The organism is Mongoliibacter ruber (assembly GCF_003003005.1).
In the GTDB taxonomy this organism is placed as follows: Bacteria; Bacteroidota; Bacteroidia; order Cytophagales; family Cyclobacteriaceae; genus Mongoliibacter; species Mongoliibacter ruber.
In genome coordinates this window covers 26741-53526 of the sequence record NZ_PVTR01000005.1, presented here as the reverse complement: position 1 = coordinate 53526, position 26786 = coordinate 26741, and the positions used below count along the sequence as shown (strand labels likewise).

20 protein-coding genes are annotated in these 26786 nt (G+C 40.2%); 12 read left to right on the top strand and 8 right to left on the bottom strand.

The window, feature by feature from the left end:
• Positions 1–89 precede the first annotated feature (89 nt).
• From CLW00_RS09345 to CLW00_RS09335, 3 genes are all read left to right on the top strand, one after another.
• Positions 90–596, top strand: a complete 507-nt coding sequence (locus tag CLW00_RS09345; RefSeq protein WP_106133422.1) for a hypothetical protein — start codon at positions 90–92, stop codon at positions 594–596.
• Between the two features lie 52 nt (positions 597–648).
• Positions 649–1479: a hypothetical protein gene (locus tag CLW00_RS09340; RefSeq protein WP_106133421.1), complete on the top strand. Its 831-nt coding sequence runs from the start codon at positions 649–651 to the stop codon at positions 1477–1479.
• 222 nt (positions 1480–1701) lie between these two features.
• Positions 1702–2529 (top strand): helix-turn-helix domain-containing protein, encoded by an 828-nt coding sequence (locus CLW00_RS09335; protein ID WP_106133673.1) that lies wholly within the window; start codon positions 1702–1704, stop codon positions 2527–2529.
• A 105-nt stretch (positions 2530–2634) separates the two neighbouring features.
• On the opposite strand, the gene CLW00_RS09330 is transcribed toward CLW00_RS09335, so the two are convergent.
• Positions 2635–5499 carry a two-component regulator propeller domain-containing protein gene (locus CLW00_RS09330; RefSeq protein WP_106133420.1) on the bottom strand — a complete coding sequence of 955 codons (2865 nt, stop codon included), beginning with the start codon at positions 5497–5499 and terminating at the stop codon, positions 2635–2637.
• Between the two features lie 244 nt (positions 5500–5743).
• Here CLW00_RS09330 and CLW00_RS09325 point away from each other — a divergent pair, with 244 nt between their 5' ends.
• From CLW00_RS09325 to CLW00_RS09310, 4 genes are read left to right on the top strand one after another with little or no spacing between them, the layout of a single operon-like run.
• Entirely contained in the window at positions 5744–8824 is a 3081-nt protein-coding gene (locus CLW00_RS09325) for a SusC/RagA family TonB-linked outer membrane protein (protein ID WP_106133419.1), read from the top strand.
• A 4-nt stretch (positions 8825–8828) separates the two neighbouring features.
• Complete coding sequence (locus CLW00_RS09320) at positions 8829–10298, top strand: RagB/SusD family nutrient uptake outer membrane protein (RefSeq protein ID WP_106133418.1); 1470 nt, start codon at positions 8829–8831, stop codon at positions 10296–10298.
• Between the two features lie 16 nt (positions 10299–10314).
• Positions 10315–11787, top strand: coding sequence for a PKD domain-containing protein (locus CLW00_RS09315; protein WP_106133417.1), 1473 nt, complete (start codon positions 10315–10317; stop codon positions 11785–11787).
• Between the two features lie 14 nt (positions 11788–11801).
• Positions 11802–12920 (top strand): glycoside hydrolase family 16 protein, encoded by a 1119-nt coding sequence (locus tag CLW00_RS09310; protein ID WP_245917212.1) that lies wholly within the window; start codon positions 11802–11804, stop codon positions 12918–12920.
• A gap of 55 nt (positions 12921–12975) precedes the next feature.
• On the opposite strand, the gene menD is transcribed toward CLW00_RS09310, so the two are convergent.
• From menD to CLW00_RS09295, 3 genes are read right to left on the bottom strand one after another with little or no spacing between them, the layout of a single operon-like run.
• Complete coding sequence (menD, locus tag CLW00_RS09305; RefSeq protein WP_106133415.1) at positions 12976–14652, bottom strand: 2-succinyl-5-enolpyruvyl-6-hydroxy-3-cyclohexene-1-carboxylic-acid synthase; 1677 nt, start codon at positions 14650–14652, stop codon at positions 12976–12978.
• 4 nt (positions 14653–14656) lie between these two features.
• Entirely contained in the window at positions 14657–15868 is a 1212-nt protein-coding gene (locus tag CLW00_RS09300) for a chorismate-binding protein (RefSeq protein ID WP_211300181.1), read from the bottom strand.
• On the bottom strand, positions 15865–16287 hold the full coding sequence (locus CLW00_RS09295) for a hotdog fold thioesterase (RefSeq protein ID WP_106133414.1): 423 nt from the start codon (positions 16285–16287) through the stop codon (positions 15865–15867). Before CLW00_RS09295 ends, CLW00_RS09300 begins: the two co-directional genes overlap by 4 nt.
• A gap of 53 nt (positions 16288–16340) precedes the next feature.
• Between CLW00_RS09295 and CLW00_RS09290 the strand changes: the two genes are divergently transcribed.
• Positions 16341–16964 (top strand): histidine phosphatase family protein, encoded by a 624-nt coding sequence (locus CLW00_RS09290; RefSeq protein WP_106133413.1) that lies wholly within the window; start codon positions 16341–16343, stop codon positions 16962–16964.
• On the opposite strand, the gene CLW00_RS09285 is transcribed toward CLW00_RS09290, so the two are convergent.
• The gene (locus tag CLW00_RS09285; RefSeq protein ID WP_106133412.1) at positions 16948–17370 is read right to left on the bottom strand and encodes a hypothetical protein; all 423 of its coding nucleotides are present in this window, start codon (positions 17368–17370) and stop codon (positions 16948–16950) included. The genes CLW00_RS09290 and CLW00_RS09285 overlap by 17 nt on opposite strands.
• A gap of 81 nt (positions 17371–17451) precedes the next feature.
• Positions 17452–18063 (bottom strand): DUF4494 domain-containing protein, encoded by a 612-nt coding sequence (locus tag CLW00_RS09280; protein WP_106133411.1) that lies wholly within the window; start codon positions 18061–18063, stop codon positions 17452–17454.
• A 119-nt stretch (positions 18064–18182) separates the two neighbouring features.
• Between CLW00_RS09280 and CLW00_RS09275 the strand changes: the two genes are divergently transcribed.
• Positions 18183–20465 carry a patatin-like phospholipase family protein gene (locus CLW00_RS09275; RefSeq protein ID WP_106133410.1) on the top strand — a complete coding sequence of 761 codons (2283 nt, stop codon included), beginning with the start codon at positions 18183–18185 and terminating at the stop codon, positions 20463–20465.
• A gap of 258 nt (positions 20466–20723) precedes the next feature.
• On the opposite strand, the gene CLW00_RS09270 is transcribed toward CLW00_RS09275, so the two are convergent.
• The gene (locus CLW00_RS09270; RefSeq protein WP_106133409.1) at positions 20724–22748 is read right to left on the bottom strand and encodes a monovalent cation:proton antiporter family protein; all 2025 of its coding nucleotides are present in this window, start codon (positions 22746–22748) and stop codon (positions 20724–20726) included.
• Between the two features lie 159 nt (positions 22749–22907).
• Positions 22908–23387 carry an Mpo1 family 2-hydroxy fatty acid dioxygenase gene (locus tag CLW00_RS09265; RefSeq protein WP_106133408.1) on the bottom strand — a complete coding sequence of 160 codons (480 nt, stop codon included), beginning with the start codon at positions 23385–23387 and terminating at the stop codon, positions 22908–22910.
• 80 nt (positions 23388–23467) lie between these two features.
• Here CLW00_RS09265 and CLW00_RS09260 point away from each other — a divergent pair, with 80 nt between their 5' ends.
• The 3 genes from CLW00_RS09260 to CLW00_RS09250 are packed head-to-tail and all read left to right on the top strand — an operon-like array spanning position 23468 to position 26727.
• Positions 23468–24595 (top strand): NAD(P)/FAD-dependent oxidoreductase, encoded by a 1128-nt coding sequence (locus tag CLW00_RS09260; protein WP_106133407.1) that lies wholly within the window; start codon positions 23468–23470, stop codon positions 24593–24595.
• A 51-nt stretch (positions 24596–24646) separates the two neighbouring features.
• Positions 24647–26128, top strand: coding sequence for a Na+/H+ antiporter NhaC (gene nhaC / locus CLW00_RS09255; RefSeq protein ID WP_106133406.1), 1482 nt, complete (start codon positions 24647–24649; stop codon positions 26126–26128).
• The gene (locus CLW00_RS09250; RefSeq protein WP_106133405.1) at positions 26125–26727 is read left to right on the top strand and encodes a 3'-5' exonuclease; all 603 of its coding nucleotides are present in this window, start codon (positions 26125–26127) and stop codon (positions 26725–26727) included. Before nhaC ends, CLW00_RS09250 begins: the two co-directional genes overlap by 4 nt.
• Positions 26728–26786: the final 59 nt, after the last annotated feature.

The window sequence follows — 26786 nt, the reverse complement described above, 5'->3', positions numbered from 1 at the left end:
TTGTAGGTCACTGAAAGTTGAAACGAGGAAATTAAACCTGAAAGTATCGCTATAATTTAGTTACTTTGTTTCTAGTTAAATTGTTACTTATGCGTTTTGTCAAATTTTTGCCACTCATTTTTGCTGTTTTTTCTTGTAAAACCGAAAAGGATACCCAACATGAGTATTTAAGATGGATAGGAGATATTCCAGCAGATTCAAATTTAGATGATGTTGGGTTTGAATTATGCGGAGAAGAGGATGCCGTATTACAATATTTCAATTTTGGAGATTCTGATAAATATGAAGGTGGAAGGATTGCCATTTACGATTACTTTAAAGAACACTATCAGCCAATATCTATTGATGAATCTGGATGGATTAGGATTCGATTTATAGTCAATTGTCATTGGCAAACAGGCAGATTTAGGATTATTGAATCTGATGAAAATTACGATGAAAGGCCATTTGATACATCAATTTCCAATCAAATCCTCGAATTGACAAAAAAACTAAAAGGATGGATAGGATATGAAGATGAGGAAAAGGGTCTCGATTACTATCAGTATTTGATTTTCAAAATTGAAAATGGGTCTATTGCGGAAATACTTCCATAAATATTATATAAATATCAGAATCCAATCACGGTTGCCACCAAATTAATTTAGCATGGAGTTAAGACGCCTTGTTTTTATTTTATCATTGTTTTTTTTCAGTAAAGTTGCCCAAGCACAATACAATTGTCTATGGTTCAAAGAGCAGGGTAATATGGTTAGGTATCAAGCTTGCCTTGAGGCAAATAAGGCCAGTGAATTCTATCAGTTTAGTAAAGAATTTCATGAGGTGTATGATAGAGTGATGGACATGGATCCTACGTGGGCTTTGCCTTATCGGGCAAAGTCTGTTTCTTACCTTAAATCAGGAGATTTTATCAATTGGAAAAAGCTCATAGACAAAGCTGTAGAATACGATACAGTTACATACCTTGGCTACAGAGCAGGTTGTAGGTTCCAGTTTTTTAGAGATTATAAAGGAGCATTAGAGGATTGTTTGCTCTTAAAAAAAGTCATGAATAATGATATGGGATATACAGCTAATGGTCAATATCATTTGGATATTGTTTTGGCCTTATGTTACAAAGCGCTTGGAGATAGGTCTAAAGCAATTGAAACCATCTTAAAAAGACACCGAGAACCTGATTACATGATGGGGATATTTGATTATATTCATCTTGGGATAATGTATGCTGAACAAGGCGAATTGCATATGGCCAAGGAGTGTTTTGAAAAGCAACAAGCATTCAATGATATAGCAGAAAATAGGTATTATTTGGCCCTGGTATTTAAAAAACTCGATCAAAAAGAAAAGTATATTGAGCATTTGGAAAAATCCAAATCACTTTATGCCCTAGGTTTGAAAATGAATGATCCTTACCAACCTCCAATGGATAAAATATATTTGAGTACAATATTAACTGAGGAGCAATCAGGGTTTTATTGATTCGGAGACCAGATTGCTTTTTTTAATTTTACTTTAAAGACTTTGAGGTTTTGAAAACCTCAATACTCATATCTGTCAATGGTTTATGTTCTAGCCTCTCGCCTCTAATTTCTCGCCTCTAAACCAAATGTCGTCTAAATGTCGGGTGAAATCCTCCCTTTTTTCGGGCTATATTTGTAAAAATCAATCCAACTTGCCATGGTCAAACAAAATCTCATGAACATGAAACAACCGCTATTAGGCCAGAAAATCCTGGAATGGAGAAAGGCCAAAGGATTGACCCAAGAAGAATTGGTGGAGCGTTGCAATATTAATGTGCGCACTATTCAAAGGATTGAAGCTGGGGAAGTGACCCCAAGGTCTTTTACTGTTAAGGCTATTTTGGAAGTATTGGAAGTCAAGCCAGAAGAAGTAAAAAATCTTGAAATGGAGAAGGAAGAAGAATCCCAACTAAGTAACCTTAATTCTTGGCTGAGGATTTCTTTTATCGCCGGCATTATTTATATAGCGCTAGCTATGGTAGAATCTTTTTTAGATGTGCAGCTTCTTATAGATAAGAAAGGCTTTCCGATTGGATTTGGATATTTGTACACTTTCCTAAAAATATCAGTTTCGGTGTTGTTTGTGGCTTTTTCATTGGGATTTTATAAACTTGGAGAATCTTTTTCAAACCTGCTAATGAAAGTCATGTCGATCTTCCTGATGATTCTGACCGTAGTATTTGTGATCGAAGATGTAGTGACTTATTGGATGGGGATAGACATCGTCTCTAGCCTCTTGCTAAGATCACTTATTTCAGGTGTCGTGTATGTCTTGTTTGCTACAAGCTTTCTTCATCTTTCAAAGGAAAAAGGCCCCACTTATATCATTGTTGGCGCTTTGGGTATGGTCACAGGTATCAGTTTCATGACCGTCATTTTCGCAATTCCCGGACTTATATTCTTGACAATTTTTGAAATCTCCTTGATTGTCTTGCTTTATCAGGAATATAAAAAGGTAACTGAAAAAAGTGAATTAACATTTGTGCAACAAGAACAGACCTTTCAATAGTGTTACTAATCTGCCTTTTCCATTTTACCTTTTCTCCAACTAAGTTTAGCTGGCAGAAAAGGTTTTCTTATTTTTGGCTTTTGAATTAAAAGAGGTGATTACCTTCTAGAATTTAAGAATAAATTCCTGAAGGTTGTCTTGCCTTTCCAATTGAATCTTTTTTCTCAACCTGTAGCGAGCTATTTCGATTCCCCTCGTAGAGATATTCATCAGGTAAGCGATTTCTTTCGAAGAAAGATTCATCCTCAGATAAGCACTTAGTTTGATTTCCTGTGGACTCAGGTCAGGGTAAGCTTTTTTGAATCTTGACATGAAATCTCCGTGAACCTGGTCAAAATGAATTTCGAACTGCTCCCACTCTTTGTCTCCTTTTATGTTTTTTTCAATGCTTTGAATTACTTTGTTAAGCTCACTTTTTACTTCCTGATTCTTGCTTTTTTTGATGATCGAAGTCAAATGGGTCTTGGTATGGTCGATAAACCCGTTTTTATTGATCAAATGCATGGTAGCAGAGGCCAACTCCTTGTTTTTGCTCTTGATTTCGGACTCTAGCTTTTCAGTTTGAAGGCGTTCGATTTCTTTTTGGGATTGCTGCAGGTCAGATTCTTTTTCTTCCAGTTTACGCCTTTGTTCGGCAGTGATTCTTTTGGTTTTTTTCTGATACCGTTTTTCCACTGATTTATAGGTGTAAAATAGGGCGATTACGGACAGGACAAAATAGATGAAATAGGCAGCAATAGAGCGGTACCAAGGAGGCAAGACTTCAAAATCAAAGCTGTCCTGTTTTCCTTCATTCCCAAACAGGTCTCTGCTTTTCACATGAAATGTGTATTTGCCTTCTCTGAGGTTGGTATAGGCCTTATCGCGTTTGGTAGTCCATTCCCCAAAACCCTCTTCAAAGCCTTGAAGCCAGAACTGGAACATGACATCGCTCTCTTGGTTGGGGGTGGGGTGTGTCACTTCAAACCTGAGGTCTGCATTTTCATAGGGCAATTTGATGGGGCTGTGGGAGACTTGGAGATGGTTTCTGGTAAAAATCAGAGAATCTGAAGACCCAGTTTGGAAAACCGAACGGATAAGTGTAGGAAATGCCGAAGAAAATAATTGGATATTTCTTTCAAGTTTAAACCAAATAAACCCATCATTTGCAGCAAATAGGGCTTCATTTCCTCTTATAAGTGAAATATTCTGGAGGTCATCATTCAAATAGGGGATGACCTTATTGAAAATTTGATGGTTTTTTAGATAGGTTCCATTGATTTGTTTTTCCAAAACCCCAACTTCTTGCTCTCCTATATAAAAAATATTGCCCAGTGGGTCTTCCAAAAGACTGGTAATTAAGAATTCATCACCAAAATAAGGTCTAAAAAACTCATCCCGCTCAAACCTGTCCTTTGATGAATTATAAGTATATATGCCATACTCAGTAGTAAACAATAAGCGGTCATTGATATTCCAAACACTGATCAGAAGGTTGGTTGGCAATCCTTGCTCTACCCCATAAAATGTAGAAGATACTGATGTAAGATCATCTGAGAGCTTCAACTTGTAAACGCCTTTGTAGCCATGCGTCATCCATATATGACCCTCGTCATCTTGTTGGATGATACGTGAAGATTCATCGAAGCCCTCCAATTTCCTCAAAAATTCAACTTTTCCATTTTTGATTTCAAATAGGATAAGCCCTGTATAGGTGCCGCTGATGATGTGGTTGGGGGATTTTTTGAGGGGTTGAAAATTCCAAACTCCTTGATAATCGGTGAGCTGAACCGATTTATTGCCTGCTATTTCAAAAGCCCCATCATTATGTGCCACAAGGAGGTGGTTTTGAATACTGTTGATTTGATATACTTGTCCATCAGTGCCATCTATAAAGCTAGGCGTTTGACTTTTGTCCAAGGGCTGATACGATACCCCATTATTAGTCCCAAAATACACAAAGTTGTCTTTTACTTTGGCATCATATCCAGTACCTGATAAGTTGGAAAATCTATCCACTTGCCTGAATGGAAGACTCAACTCTAAAAGTGAGACTCCATTGTTATGCCCAATCCATAAGTTACCATTGATATCTTCAAATTGGCTGAGTACTGAATTATTTTGCAAACCACGGCTTTTGTCCATGTGGAAATACAACTGACCATTTTCATTGATCACATAGACCCCATCGTTTTGGGTTCCTATGGCTATTTTTCCGTCTTTTAGCCTCAATACATGACTGATATTTTTAATAGAGGGAAGGCCTTTTGGAGACCATACCTTAGCTTCTGCATCCTTGAGTATGAATATCCCCTGATCTCGGGTGAAAATCAATTTGTCCTCTGTCCCTGTAGACACCAATCCAGTGATGTAGCTATTTGAAAAGCTTTTGGGATTCCCCAATAATTCAAGGGATTGATTCTGCAGTTTTTTAAGTCCCAATCCTTTTTCTTGAACTATCATCTGATTGTTGGAGGAAAAAAAGCCCTCAAAATAGCTGTTGCTCTGGATGACATACTCTAGTTCAAGGTTTTTTGAAAACACAAATAAGCGGTTGAATGTGCAGAATATGATAGAATTGTGTAGGCGGAAGATTTTCCAGACTTCCTCCAGGTTTCTTTCGTTTTCTGGGAGTTTATCGAGAAGGGAGGTGAAGGTCAGATAGCCATTTCTGTTAGGGGCAAAAAAACCAAATTCTCCTTGGCCAGATGCAAAAATCCTGTTTTCTTCATCAATGACAATATCCCTGATCTTGGTACTGTTTGGGAGTGAATACCTGTTCCATTTTGTACCATCATATTCTAACATTCCAAAATTGTTGGCCACATAGATCAGTCCGGATTCATTCTGAGCAAAACCATAATTCTGAATCCCCCCATTATAATCTTGGCTGGAATAATACTTACTGAATGGCAAGCCAAATTCTACCTCTTGTCCCTTGGAGGAGGCGAAGGTCAACAGTGTCAAAAAACAAGCAATAAGATTTCTCATCTGGGATTTACAAATTTGCAATTGAAGGTACTAAATATTTTTTGTTGTAGTCAATTTGAAAAAGTGTCTGATCATGAGTTTTATTTAAAATCCGCTTAAATATACTTAAAACGCCAATTTTTATTCCTTTTGATGAGTTTTTGAGAAGTTCATTTTGAGTTGATGTTGTAGTATTGATGTATCCTGATTTTTTGATTGACTTGAATATATTTCAAGATTGTGCGAGCAATTAAATCCAAAATAAATGAAACATGTGTTAAGTTTTTTGCTTGCATTGGCTTGGTGTTCTCATGGCTTCAGCCAAACAGGTTCCGTGAGTGGAAAAGTATTTGATGAAGAAGGAATACCCATTCCTGGAGTAAGCATTTTAAAAGTAGGAACTTCTACCGGCACCATCACAGATTTGGACGGAGCCTTTGAAATCAATGCATCCCAAGGCGATGAATTGCGCCTCACATACGTGGGATTTCAAGCGAAGATCATCAAGGTAAGTTCAAGTATGCCAATAGAAGTCAGGCTCGAATCCGAATTGACTTCTCTAGGTGAGGTAATAGTGGTGGGCTATGGGACAGCTACTAAGAAAGAGCTTACCGGTGCAGTATCTCAAGTAAAGGGGGAAAGCATTACCAAAATGAACATGCCGAGGGTGGATCAGGCTCTTCAAGGTAAGATTGCCGGTGTAAATATCACAACAAACAGTGGTGCCCCGGGAGGAACTTCAAATATCAGGATTAGGGGGATTGGTACTTTTGGTGACAATGATCCCCTTATTTTGGTAGATGGGGTGATTTATGACGCAGCCGGCTTGAATGCTCTGAATCCCAATGATATCGAATCAGTCAATGTCCTTAAGGACGGAACTGCTGGAATATATGGGGTAAGAGCAGCCAATGGCGTAATCCTTATAGAAACGAAGAAAGGAAAATTGAACAGTAAGGCAAATGTCGACCTATCCGCATATTACGGTGTACAGCAGACTGCTAGGCAACTGGACCTTCTCAATGCCAGCCAATATGCCCTTTTAAAAAATGAAGCTTTTGTAGCTGGGGGACAGACTGCTCCTTTTGCTAATCCAAATCTTGGAGTAGGGACAGATTGGCAAAATGCAGTTTTTCAGGAAGCTCCCATTCAGGAATACAACCTTACCATGACAGGGGGGTCTGAAAAAACCTCCTACTCTATCGGGGGCTCTTACTTTGCACAAGAAGGTATAGTGGGTGGACCAAAGGCGAGTTTCGAGAGATACAATGCCAGAATCAACTTTACCACTGAACTTGCGCCTAAAGTAAGGTTGACAAATGTACTTCTTTACACCCATGAGCAAAGCAGTGGGATAGCTCAAGGGGGGATAGGTTCAGTCCTCTTCAATGCTGTAAATGCTTATCCAACCGAGCCGATCACGATAGGTGACAGGTTTTCTTACTTGGACAGGGTGAATGATATCATCAATCCTGTAGCACAGTTAGAGAATACCTACAACCAAACTTTAGTCAACAAATTGGTAGGGAAAGAAGAGATTACTTACGATATCAATCCTCATTTTTCTCTTACTGGACGTGCAGGTTACAATTTTGCCCTTGTAGATTCCAAGGCTTTCAATCCGTTGGTTTGGTATGGGACAGGGAAATTTGCCAATACAGCCCGCAATGAAAGTCTTGACCCTGTTATCATTAACATCGGTGAACTTGATGTTGAAAGAGGAGCCTCTGTAAATGAGTCTAGAAATACCTTTTTGGATTACAATTTCGAGGCATTTTTAAACTACAACAGGGTTTTCAAAGAAGATCATCGCGTAAAAGGAATGGTAGGGGTGTCTTATTTAGGCAATAGAAGCTTGGGTCTGAATGGGATTGGTTTTAATATCCCAAACAATGATCTTGAACTCGCCGATATTTCGGCCAATCAAGCTCCAGGTGGTTTTTTGAATAACGTTGGTTCTTTTCAGGCACGGCAAAGACTCTCTTCGGTCTTTATCAGAGGTGAATATGATTACCAAGGAAGATATCTTTTTTCGGCCGTCATGAGAAGAGATGGATCTACCAACTTCGGCCCCAATAACAGGATTGGCTATTTTCCTGCAGTTTCAGGAGCCTGGTTAATTTCAGAAGAATCCTTTTTCAATGTTGATTTTATAGATTTCCTTAAACTGAGAACAAGCTTTGGTATTTCCGGAAACGATCAGATTGGACTATTCAGGTATAGAGGTTTGCTCAATGGTCTTGGGAGGTATGTATTTGACGGCTTGATTACCAATGGTGCTGCCATAGGAACTTCGAGTAACCCAGACTTGAAGTGGGAAACGACCTACCAAACCAATATTGGACTGGATTTTACACTTTTCAAAATGATTGATTTCACGGCCAATTACTTTATCAAGGACACCAGAGACTTATTGTTCCAACCTGAAGTGTCAGCACTTTTGGGATCATACGGAGCGGGTGGTGCACCTCCGGTAGTCAATGCAGGTAATGTTACAAACAGAGGTTTGGAATTGGAGCTTGGCTATGCCACACAGCGGCCAAGAGGTGTCAATTTTAGGGTAGATTATAACATCACATTTATAAAAAATGAAGTAACCAAAGTGCCGGAAGGCTTTGACTTCATCCCCGGAGCAGGCTTTGGCGTGGGGGGCAATATTGTGTCCAGATTCGAAAAAGGGTTTCCTATAGGATACTTTGTAGGATACCAGACTGATGGGATATTCCAAACGCAAGAGCAAGTTTCTACCAATCCAGTTGCTCAGTCAGGCGCAAGGCCGGGGGATTTGAGATACGTGGACCAAAATGGAGATGGCGTGATCAGTTTTGGGAATGACAATGACAGGACTTTTGTGGGTTCTCCGATACCTGATTTTATTATGGGACTAAACCTTGGTGCAGATTTTCGAGGCTTTGATATTTCTGCCAATGTGTATGCGGCTATTGGGCAGGACATTATCAGGAACTATGAAAGACAGCAGCCCTTTGCAAATCAACTTGCCTACAACCTTGACAGATGGACTGGCCCAGGAACATCTAATACCGTACCGAGACTTACCACAGGTCAGACACGAAACACAGTTTTCTCTGATTTCTATGTAGAAGATGGCTCATTTGTCAGATTGAGAAATGTACAATTGGGATATACACTTCCAAGAACACTTACCGAGAGGCTTAAAATCCAGTCTATGAGGTTCTATGTCGCTGCCAACAACTTGGTTACACTTACCAATTACATGGGTTTTGACCCTGATGTAGGGGCTTCAAATCCACTTTTTGCAGGAGTTGATAATGGGGTTTACCCACAGGCAAGAACAATCATGGGCGGTGTCAATTTTAGATTCTAAGAAAATGAAAAAAATACTATCAACATTATTGATTTTCGCAGGCTTGATGACTTCATGTGATAGCCTGTTGGATATAGACCCTGAATTTACCCAGGATGCTGAAAACTTCTTCAACACAGAAGAGGACTTCGAAAGGGCGCTCATAGGAGCATATGACTTGATGCAGACTGCTTACTTGCAGATTTTTATTGGGGAGATAGCTTCAGATAATTCCATTGCGGGCGGGGAAAGTGTAACAGATACCCAAGGATTGCATGAAATAGACAATATGGCACATGGTGGTGTCAATGCCGAATTAAGGGACGTGATGCGTTTTAACTATACGGGTATCGCAAGGGTAAATTACATATTTGAGTTTCAGGATAAACTGGATTTTTCAGGTAAAGAACAGCTTTTGGCGCAAGCCCATTTCTTGAGGGCATACTATTACTTTACCCTGGTGACTTATTTTGGAGATATGCCTTTGATTGTAGATCAGAGGATTTCTTTGAGTGAAATCGCAAGGTCTGAGAGAACGCCCAAAGAAGATATCTATGCTCAAATCGAGCGGGACTTGGCGGTAGCTATAGAAGTCTTGCCTTGGATTCAACCTGAGGTAGGAAGGATTACCAAAGGAGCCTCTATGGCGCTTTTGGGAAAGGTGTTGTTGTATCAAAACAAATTCACCGAGGCTGCTTCCGTACTTGATGACCTCATCTCTAATAATCAGGCAGGATATGGCTTGTTTGAGGATTTTTCAAGACTCTTTTATGTGGTCAATGAAAATGTCAATGAGGACGTTTTTACTATCCAATATTCTGGACAGCAAGGCGGAGATTATGGATGTTTTGTTTGCCTTCAAGGTAATCTTGCCGTTGGTTTTCATGGAATCAGGCAATACAATGGGCCACTTTATGGTGACGGAAACAGCTATAATCTGCCCACTCAAAACCTTTATGATGCTTTTAGTCCTGGAGACATAAGAAGAGACGCAACCATACTTGACATAGAGGCTTTTATAGCTTCTCAGCCAAACCCAAGCGCCATCAGTTATGCCCAAGGGGCTGGAGGACATACTGGATACTACAACAACAAGTATATCAAAAGATTGGACGAGCGCGGTCTTCCTGACGATGACCTTACCAGTCCATTAAACTACAGAGCAATCAGGTATGCTGATGTATTATTGATGGCAGCTGAGGCTTTTGCCAGAACAGGCAATGATGGAAGAGCCAGAACGGAGCTGAATAAGGTGCGGGAACGTGCTGGAATGAATGCCATCAACAGTTCGGGTCAAGTACTCCTTGATGATATTTTAAAAGAAAGAAGACTAGAGTTGTCGGGTGAAGGATATAGGTTTTTTGACCTAGTCCGGACTGGTAAAGCTGCCGAAACCATTCAAGGGTTTCAGGAGGGAAAACATGAGCTTTTCCCTATACCGCAAGTAGAGATAGACCTTGCGGGAGGAAATTGGAATCAAAACCCAGGATATTAAATAAACCAAAAACAAAATGAAAAATTACAGAAAGTACCTCTTATTTATGCTGCTGCCATTCATATTCTTGGCGGCATGTGTCGATGACGAAAATCTCGATGACGCACCACCAACTACCGAGGATGCCAGATTTTCTTTTGCACCAAGTAGCCAAACAGCCAATATTATTGATTTTACAGCTGACAAGGAGTTTTTCCTGATGCAGTGGGATTTGGGTAATGGCTCTACAGCGGAAGGAAAAACAGCTCAGGGTATTTATCCAAATGCAGGAACCTACACTGTGACCCTAACCATTTTTAACAATAATGGGAGTGCAAGCTTCTCCACTGATGTAGTGATAGAACAAGACGACCCTACGCTGGTTGATAGCCCGATTTTCAACTTTTTGACAGGAGGAGCGGCTCAGGCCAATGGGAAGACATGGGTAATTGATGCCAATAGAGATGGGCACTTTGGTGTAGGCCCAAATCCTTCACAAGAGGGTGATTTTCCACAATGGTATGCTGCCAAAGCATTGGAAAAAGAAGGAAGTGGCATGTACACAGATGAGTATACTTTCTTATTGGACAACTCAAGATTCATAATGGAAACCAATGGTCTTGTGTACTTAAACGTAGAACAAGGTTCAAATTTCCCTGAAGCATTTGATCCGGGAGTAGGTGACCTTTCTGCACCTTATACGGCACCAGATAATTTGACTTGGAGCCTTCAAGAGGCAGAAGATGAGTATCCGGTTTTAACCATATCTGAAGGTGGTTTTCTAGGCTATTTTGCAGGAACGAGAAGCTATCAAATAGTTAATCTGGAAGAAAATGAGATGTTCTTGAGGTTTGTCGATGGAGCCAATGAAGAGCTTGCTTGGTACATCAGATTGGTACCTAAAGGTCAGGAAGGGGAAGCTCCTGAGCCAGAAGAACCAGAAATTGGAGATATTAACTTTACTTTTGAAGATCTTGTAGGAGATGGTTCCAAGCAGTGGACCCTGAAGCCGGCTGCTGGCGCATTCGGAGTGGGACCAGCACCTTTAAGCGATGAGTTTTTCCCTAACGGTGTAGATATATCGGATGATAGGGCATGTTTGTTCAATGATTTGTATATTTTCAATTCTGATGGTGTCTATGAGTATGATGCTCAAGGTGATGTTTTTGCAGAATTCTATATGGGAGTTGCCGAAGAAGGCTGTCAGCCTGAGTCTAATTTGGATGGAACGCCTGGAGAAGCATGGGCTTCTGGTACTCATACATTTGAATTTACCAGTGGTACACCGGATTCAAGTCCAAAAATCACTGTAACTGGTACAGGTGCCTTTATTGCACTTGCCAAAGCCTTCAATGGTGGAGAGTATTCTGAAGGCCCTCCTAGTGCTGATGCTTCTATAACTTATACAGTTGCAGCTTATGATGAAGAAACCCAAGAGTTGACTTTGGTGTTAGATATCACTGATAGTGGTAGCGTTTGGTGGACATTTGTCTTGGTGCCAAATGACTAAAAATGATCATTGTAATGGGTAAGATTAAAATACTAGCTCTATTTCTCCTGACTGCATGGCTCAGCCATTCCTGCAGTCAGGAAGAAGTGGACCAAAAAGTGTTGTTGCCTTCAAACCTTACAGTAGAGGTTGACCAAACAGAATCCGGCTTGGTTTCAGTAACTTTCCAAGCAGACAATGTCAATTTCTTTAAAGTAGGTTTTGGAGTGGGGAGCGAGGTGCCTCAAAGGGTCGCTGGGAATCAGGCTAGTTATACTTATAGAGAGTCTGGTGAATTTCAAATTACCGTTCAGGCACATACAACTGAGGAAGATTTTATTTCTGAGGTAGTCAATGTAACCATAGCCGAAACTGTCGCCGGAGGATTGATTCCAGATGAAGGCTATGTGAGTCCTGAGGAATACAGTGGTTACAGGTTAGTATGGCAAGATGAGTTTGAAGGGAGTTCACTTTCCTCTGATTGGGTCCACGAACTCGGAGACGGTTGCCCGAATCTTTGCGGATGGGGAAATAATGAATCTCAGTTTTACAGAAGGGAAAATACTACTGTAACTGATGGCTATCTGATCATTGAAGCCAAAGAGGAAAGGGTAGGAGGTAAAGAATACACCTCTTCCAGGATCAAGACCCAAGACATGCAGTCTTTTACCTATGGAAGAATAGACGTAAGGGCTTTGCTTCCCAAAGGGCAGGGGATTTGGCCTGCCATCTGGATGTTGGGTGACAATATCACAGAAGTCAGTTGGCCTGCATGCGGCGAGATCGATATTATGGAATTGATCGGTGGAAGTCAATCAGGAAGGGATGATACTGTTCATGGAACGGTCCATTGGGACAATAATGGTACTTATGCCAATTTTGGAGGTAGTAAAACCTTGTCAGATGGCATCTTCAATGACAAGTTCTATGTCTTTTCGATCATCTGGGATGCTGAAAAAATCATCTGGTTATTGGACAATGTACCTTACCATGAAATTGACATAAGACCTCAGGGATTGGATGAGTTTAGAAGACCGTTCTTCTTTTTACTCAACGTAGCTGTGGGAGGCAATTGGCCTGGATATCCCAATGCTTCTACTTCATTTCCTCAAAGGATGGTAGTAGATTATGTAAGGGTGTTTCAAGCTGATTAAATGAGATTTGCTTAAATTGATTTAAAATCCCGATGATTTACTCCATCGGGATTTTTTAGAATAAACCTGCGATGTCATTTTTAATTCTTTTTAAAATCTCAGCATTTTTAGGGCTTTCAGATTTTATCTCGATGATTTTTGGTTTAATTGACTTCGTGAAAAAGGTTTTTAACCCAGATTCCAGGCTTGTTTCATCAGTGGCAAGTGAATAGTCAAAACCAAATTCCTTAGCCAAAAAGGAAGCATCGAGTCGCTGATGGGTTTCAAAAAACTCCTCCAGTTCAGGTTGTTTGGCTGGACCATCTATCAATCTGAAAATACCGCCCGCATGGTTGTTCAACAAAATTATCCTGAGGTTAGGCATGGTGTAATTGTGCCAAAATGCATTTCTGTCATAGAAGAAAGCCAGGTCACCTGTGATGAGTACTACCGGGTCCTTGGTAGTGAATGTACATCCAACTGCCGTACTGTTGCTGCCATCAATTCCGCTTGTTCCTCTGTTGCAAATGATCTCCTGCGACCTTTCTCCCAAGAAATTTACATAGCGAACAGCCATACTATTGGCAAGGTGAAGTTTGGCTTCAGTTGGTAACAAATGCAGGCAGGTAGCTATAGATTTGTATTCACCAAATTCGGTATTGGAAATTAGAGGTCCAAGGTGCGCACTTACTTTGGTATTGGCTGTTGACCAGGCCTCTGCAAATGCCTTTTCGGAAGAAATATGCTTTTCAGTGCATTCGAGGAATTTAACTGGATGGCAGTGAATGGCTTTATTTAAGAGTTGATAGGTGTCTGGGAAATAGCCGCCAGGTTGGATATGCCAGTGTTGGGCTTGGGATTTCCGCAAAAACAGTTTCAAGCCTTTGGATATGATCGATTTTCCAAAGGAGATGATCAAGTCAGGACGTAAATCATTTTGTAGCTCAGCGATAGATATAAAATGATCGTGAAAATTGATGGTATGTTCAGATTGAAGGTTGGAGATGGTGTCTGCAACCACGACTGCCCGCTTGGTTTCAGCCAAGCGGTTGAGTATTTGAGCAAGTTCTTTATCCGGTTTTTGTTGACCGGGGACAATCAAAATTCTTTTGTAATTGCTGAGCTTGACTTTAAACTTCTCTTTGGTTTCATCTGGAAGTGTGAAATGAGTAGCCACGGTACCAATTTCCCTAATGGGTTTGTCAAAATCATACTTTTCCCCTTCTTCAGGATAGAATGGCTCCCTCAAAGGGACATTGATGTGTACAGGACCCTCAGGAAACTGATTGGCTATAAATGCAGCTTCATTTGATATTCTATGGCTATGCCAAATTTTATCTTGATGACTAAAATCGTCTGGGAAATCAAAAGAGGCTTTGACATGATTGCCGTAAATTTTTGATTGCCGTATTGTCTGACCATCCCATTGGTCAATCCATTCAGCTGGGCGGTCAGCAGTGATGATGATTAAGGGGATTTGTTGGAAAAAGGCTTCAGCTACAGCTGGGGCATAATTGTAAGCTGCAGAACCTGAAGTGCAAACCAGTACCACAGGACGCTCTTGTTGTTGGGCAATTCCCAAAGCAATAAAAGCTGCAGCTCTTTCGTCAGAAATGGTTCTGGCATGAACCTTAGGATGTCGTATAAAAGCCAATGAAATAGGTGCGCACCTAGAGCCTGGGGAAAGGATTACATCTGTGATGCCTTTTTTCGCAAAAATCGAAACCAGGTCTGCAAGAGGTTGTAAAAGCATAATTTTAATTTAGGTGCTTTCCAATGATTTCACATTTCATTTCGGTTTCTTCCCATTCCTTTTCTGGATCGGAATCTTCCGTGACACCTGCTCCTGCGTATAAAATGGCCTGTCCATCCATCAATCTTGCTGTGCGGAGATTGACATAAATGGCAGTCACTTCTTCCACATTTACAGGGCCGATAAATCCTGCAAAAAGCGAACGGTCAAATTTTTCATTTATCCTCAAAAATTCAAAAGCTTCTTTTCTTGGCATTCCACAAACCGCTGAAGTGGGGTGCAAAAGGCTTAACATCACCGATCCAAGCTGTGGGAAATTGGTAGTTTTCATATTTACTTTGAAATCTGACCTCAGATGTAACAGGTTTCCAGCCAAGACAGTTTTTGGCCCATGTTCGTCGTATTCCCGCAGTCTGATTTTCTTAAAGCAATCGACAATGTACCTGCTTACCAAAGCCTGTTCTTCTATTTCCTTTTGCGTCCATGCGGCATTCTTCAAAGGGTTTTCTCCATGGGCCTTCTGTGTTCCGGCAAGTGACATGGTGTAGAACTGTTCTCCTTTAGTTTGAATCAGAATCTCAGGAGAAGCACCTATCCAGGATCCTACCTGAGGGATATGGAAGAAGTTGACAAATGCATTGGGATAAGAATCGATAAGACTCTTGAAAACGCTAATCAGGTCGAAATCATCCGACAAGCTTTTTTTCTTGATCCTGGCCGGCACTATTTTGTTCAGTGCTCCGGTTGCAATGGCTTCAATGCCTTTATTTACCAAATGAAGAAATTCATTTTTGGTACATTCCTCAGAAATCTTGATGTGAGAGGACTTCTTTTCGGGGACAAATGAGTTTCGGATAAGGGTATTGCAATCTTCCCTGGGAATGATTTGTGGCAGGACTTCCAGTGCCGCATCCTGTTCATCGAGTGGCTTTTTGATATCGATCTTCAAGTAAGAATCTGCCTCGATATAAAAACCTTTTTCATCTTCCTGATCCTCGAATGGATGGGCTATAAAACCTGCTTGCAATTCCTCCAAAGCATGGATATCCACTCTTTTCGTTTGTCCTGATTTGTCAATCATAACTTCTAAAAAAGAGGCATGTGGTTTTCTCCAAACAGCTATTTGATAGCCCTTTTCCATGCTGTGGGAAATCAGGCACGCCAAATAATGCTCGAGGTTGTCAACCTTTTCTTCAATTAAAGTTTGTATCTTCATTTGCGATCAATCACTGCCATTGTAATTCTGCTGATGCAACTCAATTTTCCTTCTTCTGTGTAGATTTTGATTTCCCAGACTTGGGTCTTCTTACCTAGGTGTATTGGTTTGGTGATACCTTTCACCCGCCCTTCTTTTACGGCTGCAAGGTGATTGGCGTTGATTTCCAATCCAACACAGTATTGTTTTTCTTTGTCGATTGTCAATGTAGCGGCCACGCTTCCCAAAGTCTCTGCAAGAACTACATTTGCTCCTCCATGTAACAGTCCAAGGGGTTGTTTGGTTCTATGGTCAACCGGCATACTTGCTTCTAAATAGTCTTCCCCAATGGCAGTGAACTTGATGTCAAGAAAATCTGTCATGGTGTTTTTACCCCAGTCATTCAAAAGATCTAGGCTAAGGTTTGAAGGAAATATCATGGATTCCGGGATAAAAGTTTTTTCTTTGAAGTATAAAGCAAAAATAAGTAAAGTTGGTAACTAAAAAAATCTACCTCATCAGACATGGGCAGACTGATTACAACCTTAAGGGTGTGGTACAAGGTAGCGGAATTGATGCCCCATTGAATCAAAATGGCTTAGACCAAGCGCAGTCTTTTTTTGAAGCCTACAAGGAGGTTCCTTTTGAAAAAGTCTTTTACACAGGACTCCAAAGGACTAAACAGTCCGTAAACGGGTTTTTGGAAAAAGGCATTCCGCATGAAGCTGTTCCGGACTTGAATGAAATCAGTTGGGGGAAATATGAAGGACTGCCCATGAATCAGGATGAAAATCGGTATTACCTGGAAATGCTGGAAAGATGGTCTTCAGGAGATCTTGAACATGCTATTGCAGGTGGAGAAAGTCCAATTATTGTAGCCAAGCGACTGAGTAGGGGGATAAATTACATCTTATCTCAACCTCAGGAACTGATATTGATCTGCATGCATGGAAGGGCAATGCGGGTATTATTGAGTGTTCTGTTAGGCTATGATCTAAGGTTTATGGATGTGTTCAGACATAGAAATCTAGGTCTGTATTTACTCCATCAACAAGGATCTGGTGCATTTAGGCTTGAAAAATACAATTGTGGTGAGCATTTCAATTTACAGAAATAGCTTTGCCTAGTTTAGATTTGCTTTTATTTTTTTGGCTTTTTTCTTCATAGGAAGCAATCAGGCTTTCATATACAGCTTTTGATTGATCCAGATCGATAATTTGAAAGGCCACATCCTGTAGAGATACTATCCTATCCCTATTTAATCTGACGAACATATCTCCGAGCTGCCGTTCGTCAATATTTCCATAGGGAACTTTTACCAAAATAGCCGCGTCAGAATTGCCGGTGTAGGCTTTTGTTTTGAAAATAGCCATAAGACTTAGTTCTATATACTCTGTACTTGTTTTCAGTTCCTTCAATTCGGATTTGTCAAAAAGTATCAAAAAAGACTTTTCTCCCGGGTCTTTTGCAAAGCCCGTTTGAATAAAAAATAGAAGCACTATAGTAGTCAATACTGTTTTCATAACTGCAAACTATAGAATTATAACGGCTTAAGCAACACATGGTTTGAAATCCCAAGATTGTTTGGAAAAACAAAAAGGAGCTTAAAGCTCCTTCTCATTCATATCGTCATCTTCATGATCATATTCAATTAATTCTGCTTCCTCTGAAGGCTGTTCTCTCAGGGACTCATTGGCAGCTCTTGCCTCATCTCTTCTTTCCTGTTCCGCTTTTACTTCACTGAGAGGTTTGAGGTTTGATGGGGGAGGAGGAAGGAGTTCCTCATCATCATGTTCGTAAGGGAATACTTCTACAATTGGGCTTTCGACAATATCAGGCACCCTGAAGGTGACAAGCATATTGCTGAGACTTTCTTGAATCCTGTCATACGCTTCTTTGACATCATGGGCAGTGACCAACATGTATTGTGTGACTTTTTTCTCTTTGCCACTATCAGCATCAGCTACCACATAAGTAATCTTACATTTGTGCCAGATATCTATATCATCATAAGGAAACACATCTACAAAATTACTTTTGCTGATGTTGGTGACTTGGAAATCACCCCTAATTGTAGATCCCAACATATCATAAATTCTCGCCTCTGCCTCCGTAAATGACACCGCATCTACCAGGTATTGTTCAGATACATTTTTGAGCAGTCCTTGCTCATTTTCTTTGGCGTATTTTACTTTACACAAAAACCAGATTCTCATTCTTTTCTTTTTTCAAATTAAGGTAGCGAAGGTAAGGGATATCGTATTAAGCCACAATGAAAATTAAGCATTTAGAATTCTTTTAAAATTCCCTTATCTTTTCCATGAATAATTCGCCTATGTGGGACAAAATCATTTACAGCTTTCCGGTACAGTTGCTTTTTTTGCACTTGAGAAAAAACTTGCTTTTAGTAGCTCTTTGGGTGCTTTTGGCATTGATTATCTTCCAAAGATCCGGTTCAGTACTTGGGATCCCTTACCTTTTTTTAGATCCTGAATACCTCAATCGGGTTTCTTGGGAGAGTTTTTTCTTAGTTGGAATAGCATTGGCAATTTTCACCATGGCATTTCATATGACAACTTATATACTCGATGGTGCTAAATTTCGGTTTTTGGCGGTTGTGCCCCGACCTTTTATCCAGTTTTGTATCAATAATGGTTTGATACCGCTGATCTTTTATATCTGTTACATTTATTCTTTTATCCAATTCCAACTTGACAATGAGCATGAATCACAGTGGACAGTAACCCATTTTTTATTTGGTTTTGCGGGCGGAACTACCCTGACTTACTTCTTGCTTTTTTTATATTTCAGGTTCACCAACAAAGATTTTTTTATCCTGTTTGCGGGTAATGTGGAGAAAAGGCTGAGAAAAACAAAACTCTCCAGGGCCAATATGTTGAAGCGTATTAGAGAGTCCAAAAAGAGTAGCAATAAGGTGGTTGATTACCTTGATTGGAAACTTCGTTTTAGAATGGTCAGAAGTGATTTGTCATCCTTTGAAGGGAGGCAGTTGTTGCGTGTTTTTGACCAAAACCACCTCAACATGGTGATTATTCAGACTGCCTTGATCAGTTTGATATTTATACTTGGGTTTTTCAGGGAAATCCCGATCCTTCAGTTACCTGCCGCTGCTAGTTTTATGTTGTTGCTATCGATATTGACCATGCTTGTAGGAGCAGTGGCTTTTTGGTTGAGGGAATGGGCTACTCCCGCTGTGTTGGCAGCAATAGTCCTTTTCAATTTTTTTTCTAATTCCAATTTTCTTAACAGGCCTCATTCAGCTTTTGGCATGGACTATAATGCAGAACCCGCATCATATAAGGTGGAAGCTATTAATGAAAGCCTCAAGGCAGAGTACCTAGAGGAAGACCGAAATCATACCCTGCAAATACTTGAAAACTGGAGATCCAAGTTTCCACATGATAAGAAACCTAAAATGGTTTTTGTGACCACAAGTGGTGGTGGACAACGTGCTGCTTTGTGGACTCTTAAGGTACTTCAGGAAGCTGAGTTTGTCAGCAATGGCCAACTTACCAAACATACGCAATTGATCACGGGAGCCTCCGGAGGGATTATAGGAGCTGCTTTTTTCAGAGAATTATATATGCAAAACCAATCTGATCCAAGTATGCACTTTAAGGATGAAAAATACCTGAATCAGATTTCTTCGGACAATTTAAATCCAATCATTTTCACTTTGCTTGTCAATGATCTCCTGATTCGGAGTCAATATTTTACCTATAATGACAGAAGGTATTTGAAAGATAGGGGCTATTCATTTGAATCCCAGTTGAATCTCAATACAGAGCAGGTACTTGATAAACCTTTGGCAGCATACTTGGAACCTGAGCGCGAATCTTTAATCCCTATGCTGCTCATTACCCCATTGATCACCAATGACGGTAGGAAACTATACATTTCTCCTATGCCGGTATCTTATATGGGGATATCACCTAGTAGGACCGAAGGCTGGGATGAAAAAAGCCAGGGAATAGATTTTCAGAGATTTTTCTCTGACCAAGACCCGGATGGTTTGAGGTTTATTTCTGCACTTAGAATGGGTGCCACATTTCCCTTTATTACTCCCAATATTCAGCTTCCTTCTAAGCCTAGGATGGAGGTCATGGATTCCGGGCTTTCTGATAATTTTGGGATACAAGATGCTTTGAAATTCATGCATGTGTTTCATGATTGGATTGATGAAAACACGTCTGGAGTCTTATTACTAACAATCAGAGATTCTGAAAAATTTGCCGAAATCGAAGAGAAAGCTCCATTGACTATAATGCAGAAGCTTTTTACGCCACTGAAAAACATCTATATCAATTGGGATAATGTACAAACGCTCCATAATGAAATTTCCTTTACAAGGATGAAAGAATCTGTGAACTTCACATTAGACAGGATAGAATTCGAGTATTCCACCTTGCAGTATCTGAAAGAAAGAGGTTTAGCCGATCAGGAGGGAGCGTTTGACCCAGAGGCACAGGAGATACTACGTGCTTCACTCAACTGGAGGTTGACGGCGAGAGAAAAGAAATCCGTGATTGATAATATCAATAGTCCCTACAACCGCAGGTCGCTGAACAGGTTAAAGAATTATAAATTTTTGGAATAGCCTTCCCTACACTCGATAAAGATTAAAATGTTAAAAGTCCCGGCCGGTGTTTATAATCGAATTTCTCGTATCTCGCATCTAGACTCTATTCTCTTGATTTGACATTGCCATACGCTAGATTTCCGAGGTTTTAATTCCGATATCGGAACTCAAAGGTCACTCTCAACCCCTCTCGTCTCTCGCTTCTCGTTTCTTAATGACCAACCCTCCATTTACTCCCAACCCTGTCTTGTTTCTTGCATATATCATACTCGCTTCTCAATCATGTATCTCAACTTCCTCCTCAAATTTTTCCAAGGCTGCAGGTTTCCCAACCACGTAGACTACATCTCCAAGTTTTAGTTTTTCTTGTCCGGTGATTTCGGATATGGTTTTATTGCCTCGTTTTATTGCAACTACATTGACACCAAGCTTTTCCCGTATTCCAGCATCTTTTAATGGTACATTGATAAAGCTACCAAAATCCCTCTCTACTTTTACTCCTATAAAATTGATAGCTGGCAGGTCAAACTTGACTTTGCTGGCGGTGCTTTCGCTTCCTAAGCGGAACATTTCATAATTGTGAGAACGTACTTCTTCAGTAAACTCTTCTATATCATGTCTTGGAATTAGGTATTTGGTCAATACTCTATTGAAAATCTCAATGGAAGTTTCAAATTCCTCTGGAACAACCTCATTGGCCCCCAGTTTATGGTTCTCTTCCATCTCATTCACGTACCTTGTTCTCACAATGATGTATGGGTTTTGAGTGATATGTCGAATTGCCGTAATGATCCGCTTAGTGGCCTCTGCATCTGATATAGCAATTACCGCTACTCTTGCCTTGTTGATGTTGACGTGTTCCAACACCGCTTCGTTGGCAGCATCACCAAACATAATCGGTTCTCCTTTCAGTCCCTCTTCTTTGACAGTAGTCGCATTCATCTCTATTATTGAATAAGGAATGCTGGCTGATTTTGCCGCACGGGAGAGGTTACGTCCATTGAGACCATAGCCAATTATGACCAAGTGGTCTTTCATTTCTTTTTCTATAAACTCTATATCTGGTCCGGTTTGCTTGTTTTTATTCAGCCTTTTTTTCAATCTCTGCGGAAGTGGGACAACCAATAGTTTTCGCGTTAGATTTTCTCTTGCTTTAAGGACAAAAGGGGTTGTAGCCATTGTGAGTATCGAGATAGCAAGGAAATATTGATAAGTTTCTGCGTCCAAAAGTTCATACTTGAGACCTTCCTTAGCCAGTAAGAGAGAGAATTCACCCACTTGGAAAATTGAAAAACCAACAATAAATGCATCCTTGGTTTTTTGCCCAATGGCTTTCACTGCTGCGGTGATAATCCCAAATTTCACCAAAAAGGTCAAAAGAGTAAGCCCCAAAATCACAAGGATATTACTGAACAAAAATGTAATGTCGAAGAGCATCCCTACCGATACAAAGAAAAAGCTAAGAAACACTTCTCTAAATGGTAGGATTTTACCCGTTGCATGATGGCTATAATCTGACTCTGAGATAATCAGACCTGCCAAGAAAGCCCCAAGACCCAAAGAAAGTCCTAAAATATTAGTCAAGTAAGCTACTGCAAAACAGATAACAATGATAGAGAGTAAAAAGAGTTCTTCATTTCTTGTTCGGGCTATCCTGAACAGTATGTTTGGAATAAGGTATTTGGCAGATACCAATGTAAGAATAACTACTCCTGTACCTTTAGCGGCCATCAAAAATAAGGACCAGGCAATATTGTCCGATTCACCCGCTAGCATTGGAGTGAAGAGCATCAAAGGGACAATCACAATATCCTGGAAAATCAAAATTGCCAGTGTCGTCCTGCCTGATATGGAATTGACTTGCCCTGCTTCTTGCAATAATTTCAGCACTATGGCTGTACTCGAAAGGGAAAACAAAAACCCAATAAATACAGCTACTTCCCATTCAAATCCTAGAAAATAGGAAATAAACGTGGTGACTAGGATAGTAAAGAAAACCTGCAATGAACCTCCTATAAACACGGCCTTCTTGATGGCCATCAAACTTTTCAAGGAAAATTCCATTCCTATCACAAACAGTAAAAGGATCACACCTATTTCTGAAAGTACTTCTACTGTGGTGGAGGTATTGACCAACTGAAGGCCATAAGGTCCCGCTAGTGCACCGGTAAAAAGAAAACCTATGATGGTTGGGATTTTAAACCTCATGAATACCAAAATCACCAATGTGGCCAGACCAAAAATCAGTACAATGTCTGAAAGCATGGGAATTTCCATGGAAGCAATTATAAAATCAAGCATATAAAATCTAATATCTTAGTAGTTTGAAAGAGTTTTAAAAATACAATTAAAAAAATTAAAATAGGTCTTGCTCTTCAAAAGCAAAGCATATTTAAATGATGAAGAATTTTATTCTAGCAAACGGAGGGGATAAAGCGGTGACTCAAAGCATGTAATTTTTCAGTAGGCTAATCCGAGTTTTTTGTAAATAAAATGCATCAGCCAAGCGGGGCCAATCATCAAGAACTGTAAGTCTTTAAGAAATGATGGTTTTTTTCCTTCGATTTTATGTCCGTAAAATTGAAAGACCCAGGCCACCACAAAAATGAAAATACTGATAGTCCATAAGGGAAAAGGAGAAATCAAAGAAATGAAATTGGCTAAAGCCAAGCAAATTGCCGAAAAGAAAAACATTCCTAAAGCTAAAGGAGGAGAAAGCGACACATAGTAAAAGAGAACGACTATCAGTGTCAGCGTGGCCCAATTGGCAAAGTTGCCCAAAAATGGCATTAGGTTGCTTATAGAAGATGATGGGATACTGAAAATGAGGCCTACAATGCTGAAGAAAATGGCAGGAACGCAAATCCAATGGATGGTTTTATTGGTTTCGTTTTGATGGCTTAAACCATATTCATAAAGTAATTCATCGATCTTTCTCATGGCTATTTGGGGAAATTATCTAGGATTATCTGGTTGAATTTAATAAATAGGCATGAATTATCACTGTACAATCTATCAGAATGTTAAGTTTTTGGGAAAAACGGAGTTTTGTTCATCACGACCTTGTAGTGATTGGTGCGGGCATAGTAGGTTTATCCACTGCCATTCAATTTAAAAATGAAAATCCTAATGCCTCTGTTTTGGTATTGGAAAGGGGGATTTTTCCCAGTGGAGCGAGTACCCGAAATGCAGGCTTTGCCTGTTTTGGTAGCCTGACCGAAATCCTTGACGACCTCAATGTGCTTCCCGTGCAAGAAGTCAAAAGTCTTGTGGAAAAAAGATACCAAGGTTTGAGAGCGATTAGGACGGTTTTTGGAGATAAGGCATTGGGTTATGAAGGAAATGGTGGTTTTGAGTTGATTACTTCCAAAGAAGAAAAATACCTCGGGAAATTAGATTACATCAATACCATTCTGAGCCCAATTTTTGGAGAAGATGTTTTTGAATTGGAAAAAAAGCCAGTTGATTTTGGTTTTTCCTCAGAAGTCAAGGCCATTGTCAGGAATAACTTTGAAGGGGAATTGGATTCCGGTAAATTTTTGAACACCCTTTGGGAGACTTGTCAGGTATTTAAAATCAAAATTCTAACAGGCGCTGCTGTAAAAGAAATAGATCAGGTCAAGAAAACGGTAACTGTACAGCATGCATCTTATGATACATTAATAGACTTTGAAGCTGAAAAAATAGCGGTATGCACCAATGCCTTTGCCTCACAGTTAATTGGGGGTTTGGACATGCAACCTGGCAGAGGCATGGTGATGGTGACAAAGCCCCTCACCAAAACAATTCCGTGGAAAGGAGCTTTTCATTATGACTTAGGTTATGTGTATTTCCGAAATATTGAAAATAGGTTACTCATTGGTGGTGGCCGTAATTTGGACATCGAAGCAGAGCAAACACTTGAACCTGGTATCAATCCCAAATTGAAAAAGTACTTGCAGGAATTGGCTCGAGAAATTATTTTGCCTGGACAAAGTATAGATTTTGATCAGGAATGGTCGGGTGTTATGTCCTTTGGTCCTAACAAAAAACCAATAATAGAATGTGTTACACAAGATATTGGCATGGCAGTACGCCTCGGAGGGATGGGGGTAGCCATTGGATGGCAGACTGCTTCTGATCTCGTAAAGCTTCTACGAAAGCAATGATTTTATAAAATTTTCTTAATTTCAATTTTCCAAAATTTTCAATCCTGATAAATGGCAGTAAGTCGTAAAGAACCAACAGTACTAGAAGCCCTTTTTCCGATCCTGTTTTTAATAGTCCTTTTGGTCATCAATATCTTTATTTTTGGTACGGACGGATTGCTAGGTTCCAACCAATTGGTCTTGGTGATTTCTTCAGGCGTGGCAGGTTTGGTGGCCATCTTCCGCCTTAAGATCAAATGGGAAGAGCTGCAGGATGGTATAGTTCACAGCATCAGTTCGGCCATGTCCAGTATCCTGATTTTATTATTGATAGGAGCATTGGCAGGAACTTGGCTTTTAAGCGGTATTGTTCCGGCCATGATTTATTATGGTTTGCAAATTTTAAATCCCACTATTTTCCTAATTGCTGCTTGTATAGTCAGTGCTATTGTGTCGATTGCTACGGGAAGTAGTTGGACTACTGTGGCTACCGTCGGAGTAGCGCTATTGGGAATAGGAAAAGCTTTGGGTTTTGGAGAGGGAATGATTGCCGGAGCTGTGTTGTCAGGTGCTTATTTCGGAGATAAAATGTCTCCATTGTCTGATACTACAAACCTTGCACCTGCCATGGCGGGTACGGACTTGTTTACCCATATCCGACACATGACCAAGACCACGATACCGTCTATTCTGATCACATTGGTGATCTTTGGAGTGATAGGATTTACATCGGGTGCAGAAGGTTCAGTAGAACAGGTGAAAGATATTTCAGCGGTGATTTTGGAGCAATTCAATATCAATGGTTGGCTTTTTATAGTTCCTGTTTTGGTGATTGTGATGATTGTGAAAAAAGTCCCAGCTGTACCAGCCCTTTTGGCTGGAGCTTTGTTGGGAGGGTTTTTTGCCATTATTTTTCAACCAGGGGTAATACAGACTATTGCCAATGAGGAGGGTGTCTCATTTCTTTATATGTCCTACAAGGCTGTAATGATGTCTTTATATGGAGAAATAAGCATCACGACTTCCAATGATGTGGTCAACGAACTACTTGTGACAGGAGGGATGGCCGGTATGCTGAATACAATTTGGCTGATTGTCTGTGCGATGATCTTTGGAGGCATAATGGAAGAAAGCGGTATGCTGAGGGTATTGGCAGAAGCTATTATTGAAAGGGTGCATTCGGTAGGTTCCCTTATTGCTTCTACAGCCGCAACTTGTGTTTTTTTCAATGTGACTACTTCAGATCAGTATTTAGCCATTTTGGTTCCGGGTAGGATGTACGCAGATATTTATAAAAAAAGAGGGCTTAAAGGGGAGAACCTCAGCCGGACATTGGAGGATAGTGCTACGGTCACTTCGGTGTTGATTCCTTGGAATACTTGTGGTGCCACTCAGGCATCTGTATTAGGTGTGGCGACGCTGACTTACGCGCCTTATTGTTTTTTCAATATCATTTCCCCTTTTATGACCATACTTTTCGGATACCTTAAGTTGGGGATCAATTATTACACACCGGAAGAAATGGAAGAAATTAAAAAAGAGTTGGCTGTATGATTCCAAAAAAAATCACCAAAGAAGAAGTAAACGAACTCCCTTTAGGGCAATTTGAGGGGGAGATTATTTTGGTAGAAACGGAAGATCAGATACAGGAAGCTGCATATGAACTCTCAAGTCACACACTTATCGGTTTTGATACAGAGACCAGACCTTCTTTTAGAAAAGGTGTACAATACCAAGTTTCTCTTTTGCAGTTGTCAACATCTGAGGTGGCATACCTTTTTCGCTTGCATCAAATAGGCCTACCGGCCAGTATCAAGCGCATTTTGGAAAATCCAAATATCGTAAAAATTGGTGCTGCGGTATTGGATGACCTGAGAGGGCTGAAGAAAATATCAGTAGGCTTTAAGCCAGAAAGCTTTTTTGACCTTAATGAAGAATTAAAAAAAGTGGGTTTCCTAAATGTAGGTGTTCGGAACCTTTCGGCTATGGTAATGGATATCAGGATATCCAAGTCAGAACAGGTTTCAAATTGGGAAGCTGCCGAGCTTACCGATAAGCAAATGCTATATGCCGCTACCGATGCTTGGGTCTGTTTGGAGATTTACAAAAAGCTGCAATACCAAGGGTATCTGGATGAGTTGTTTAACAAATAGCATGTACTTTAAAATATCTGAAAGCTTTCAACGAGCCTAAAATAGAGTGGGAAATGGGA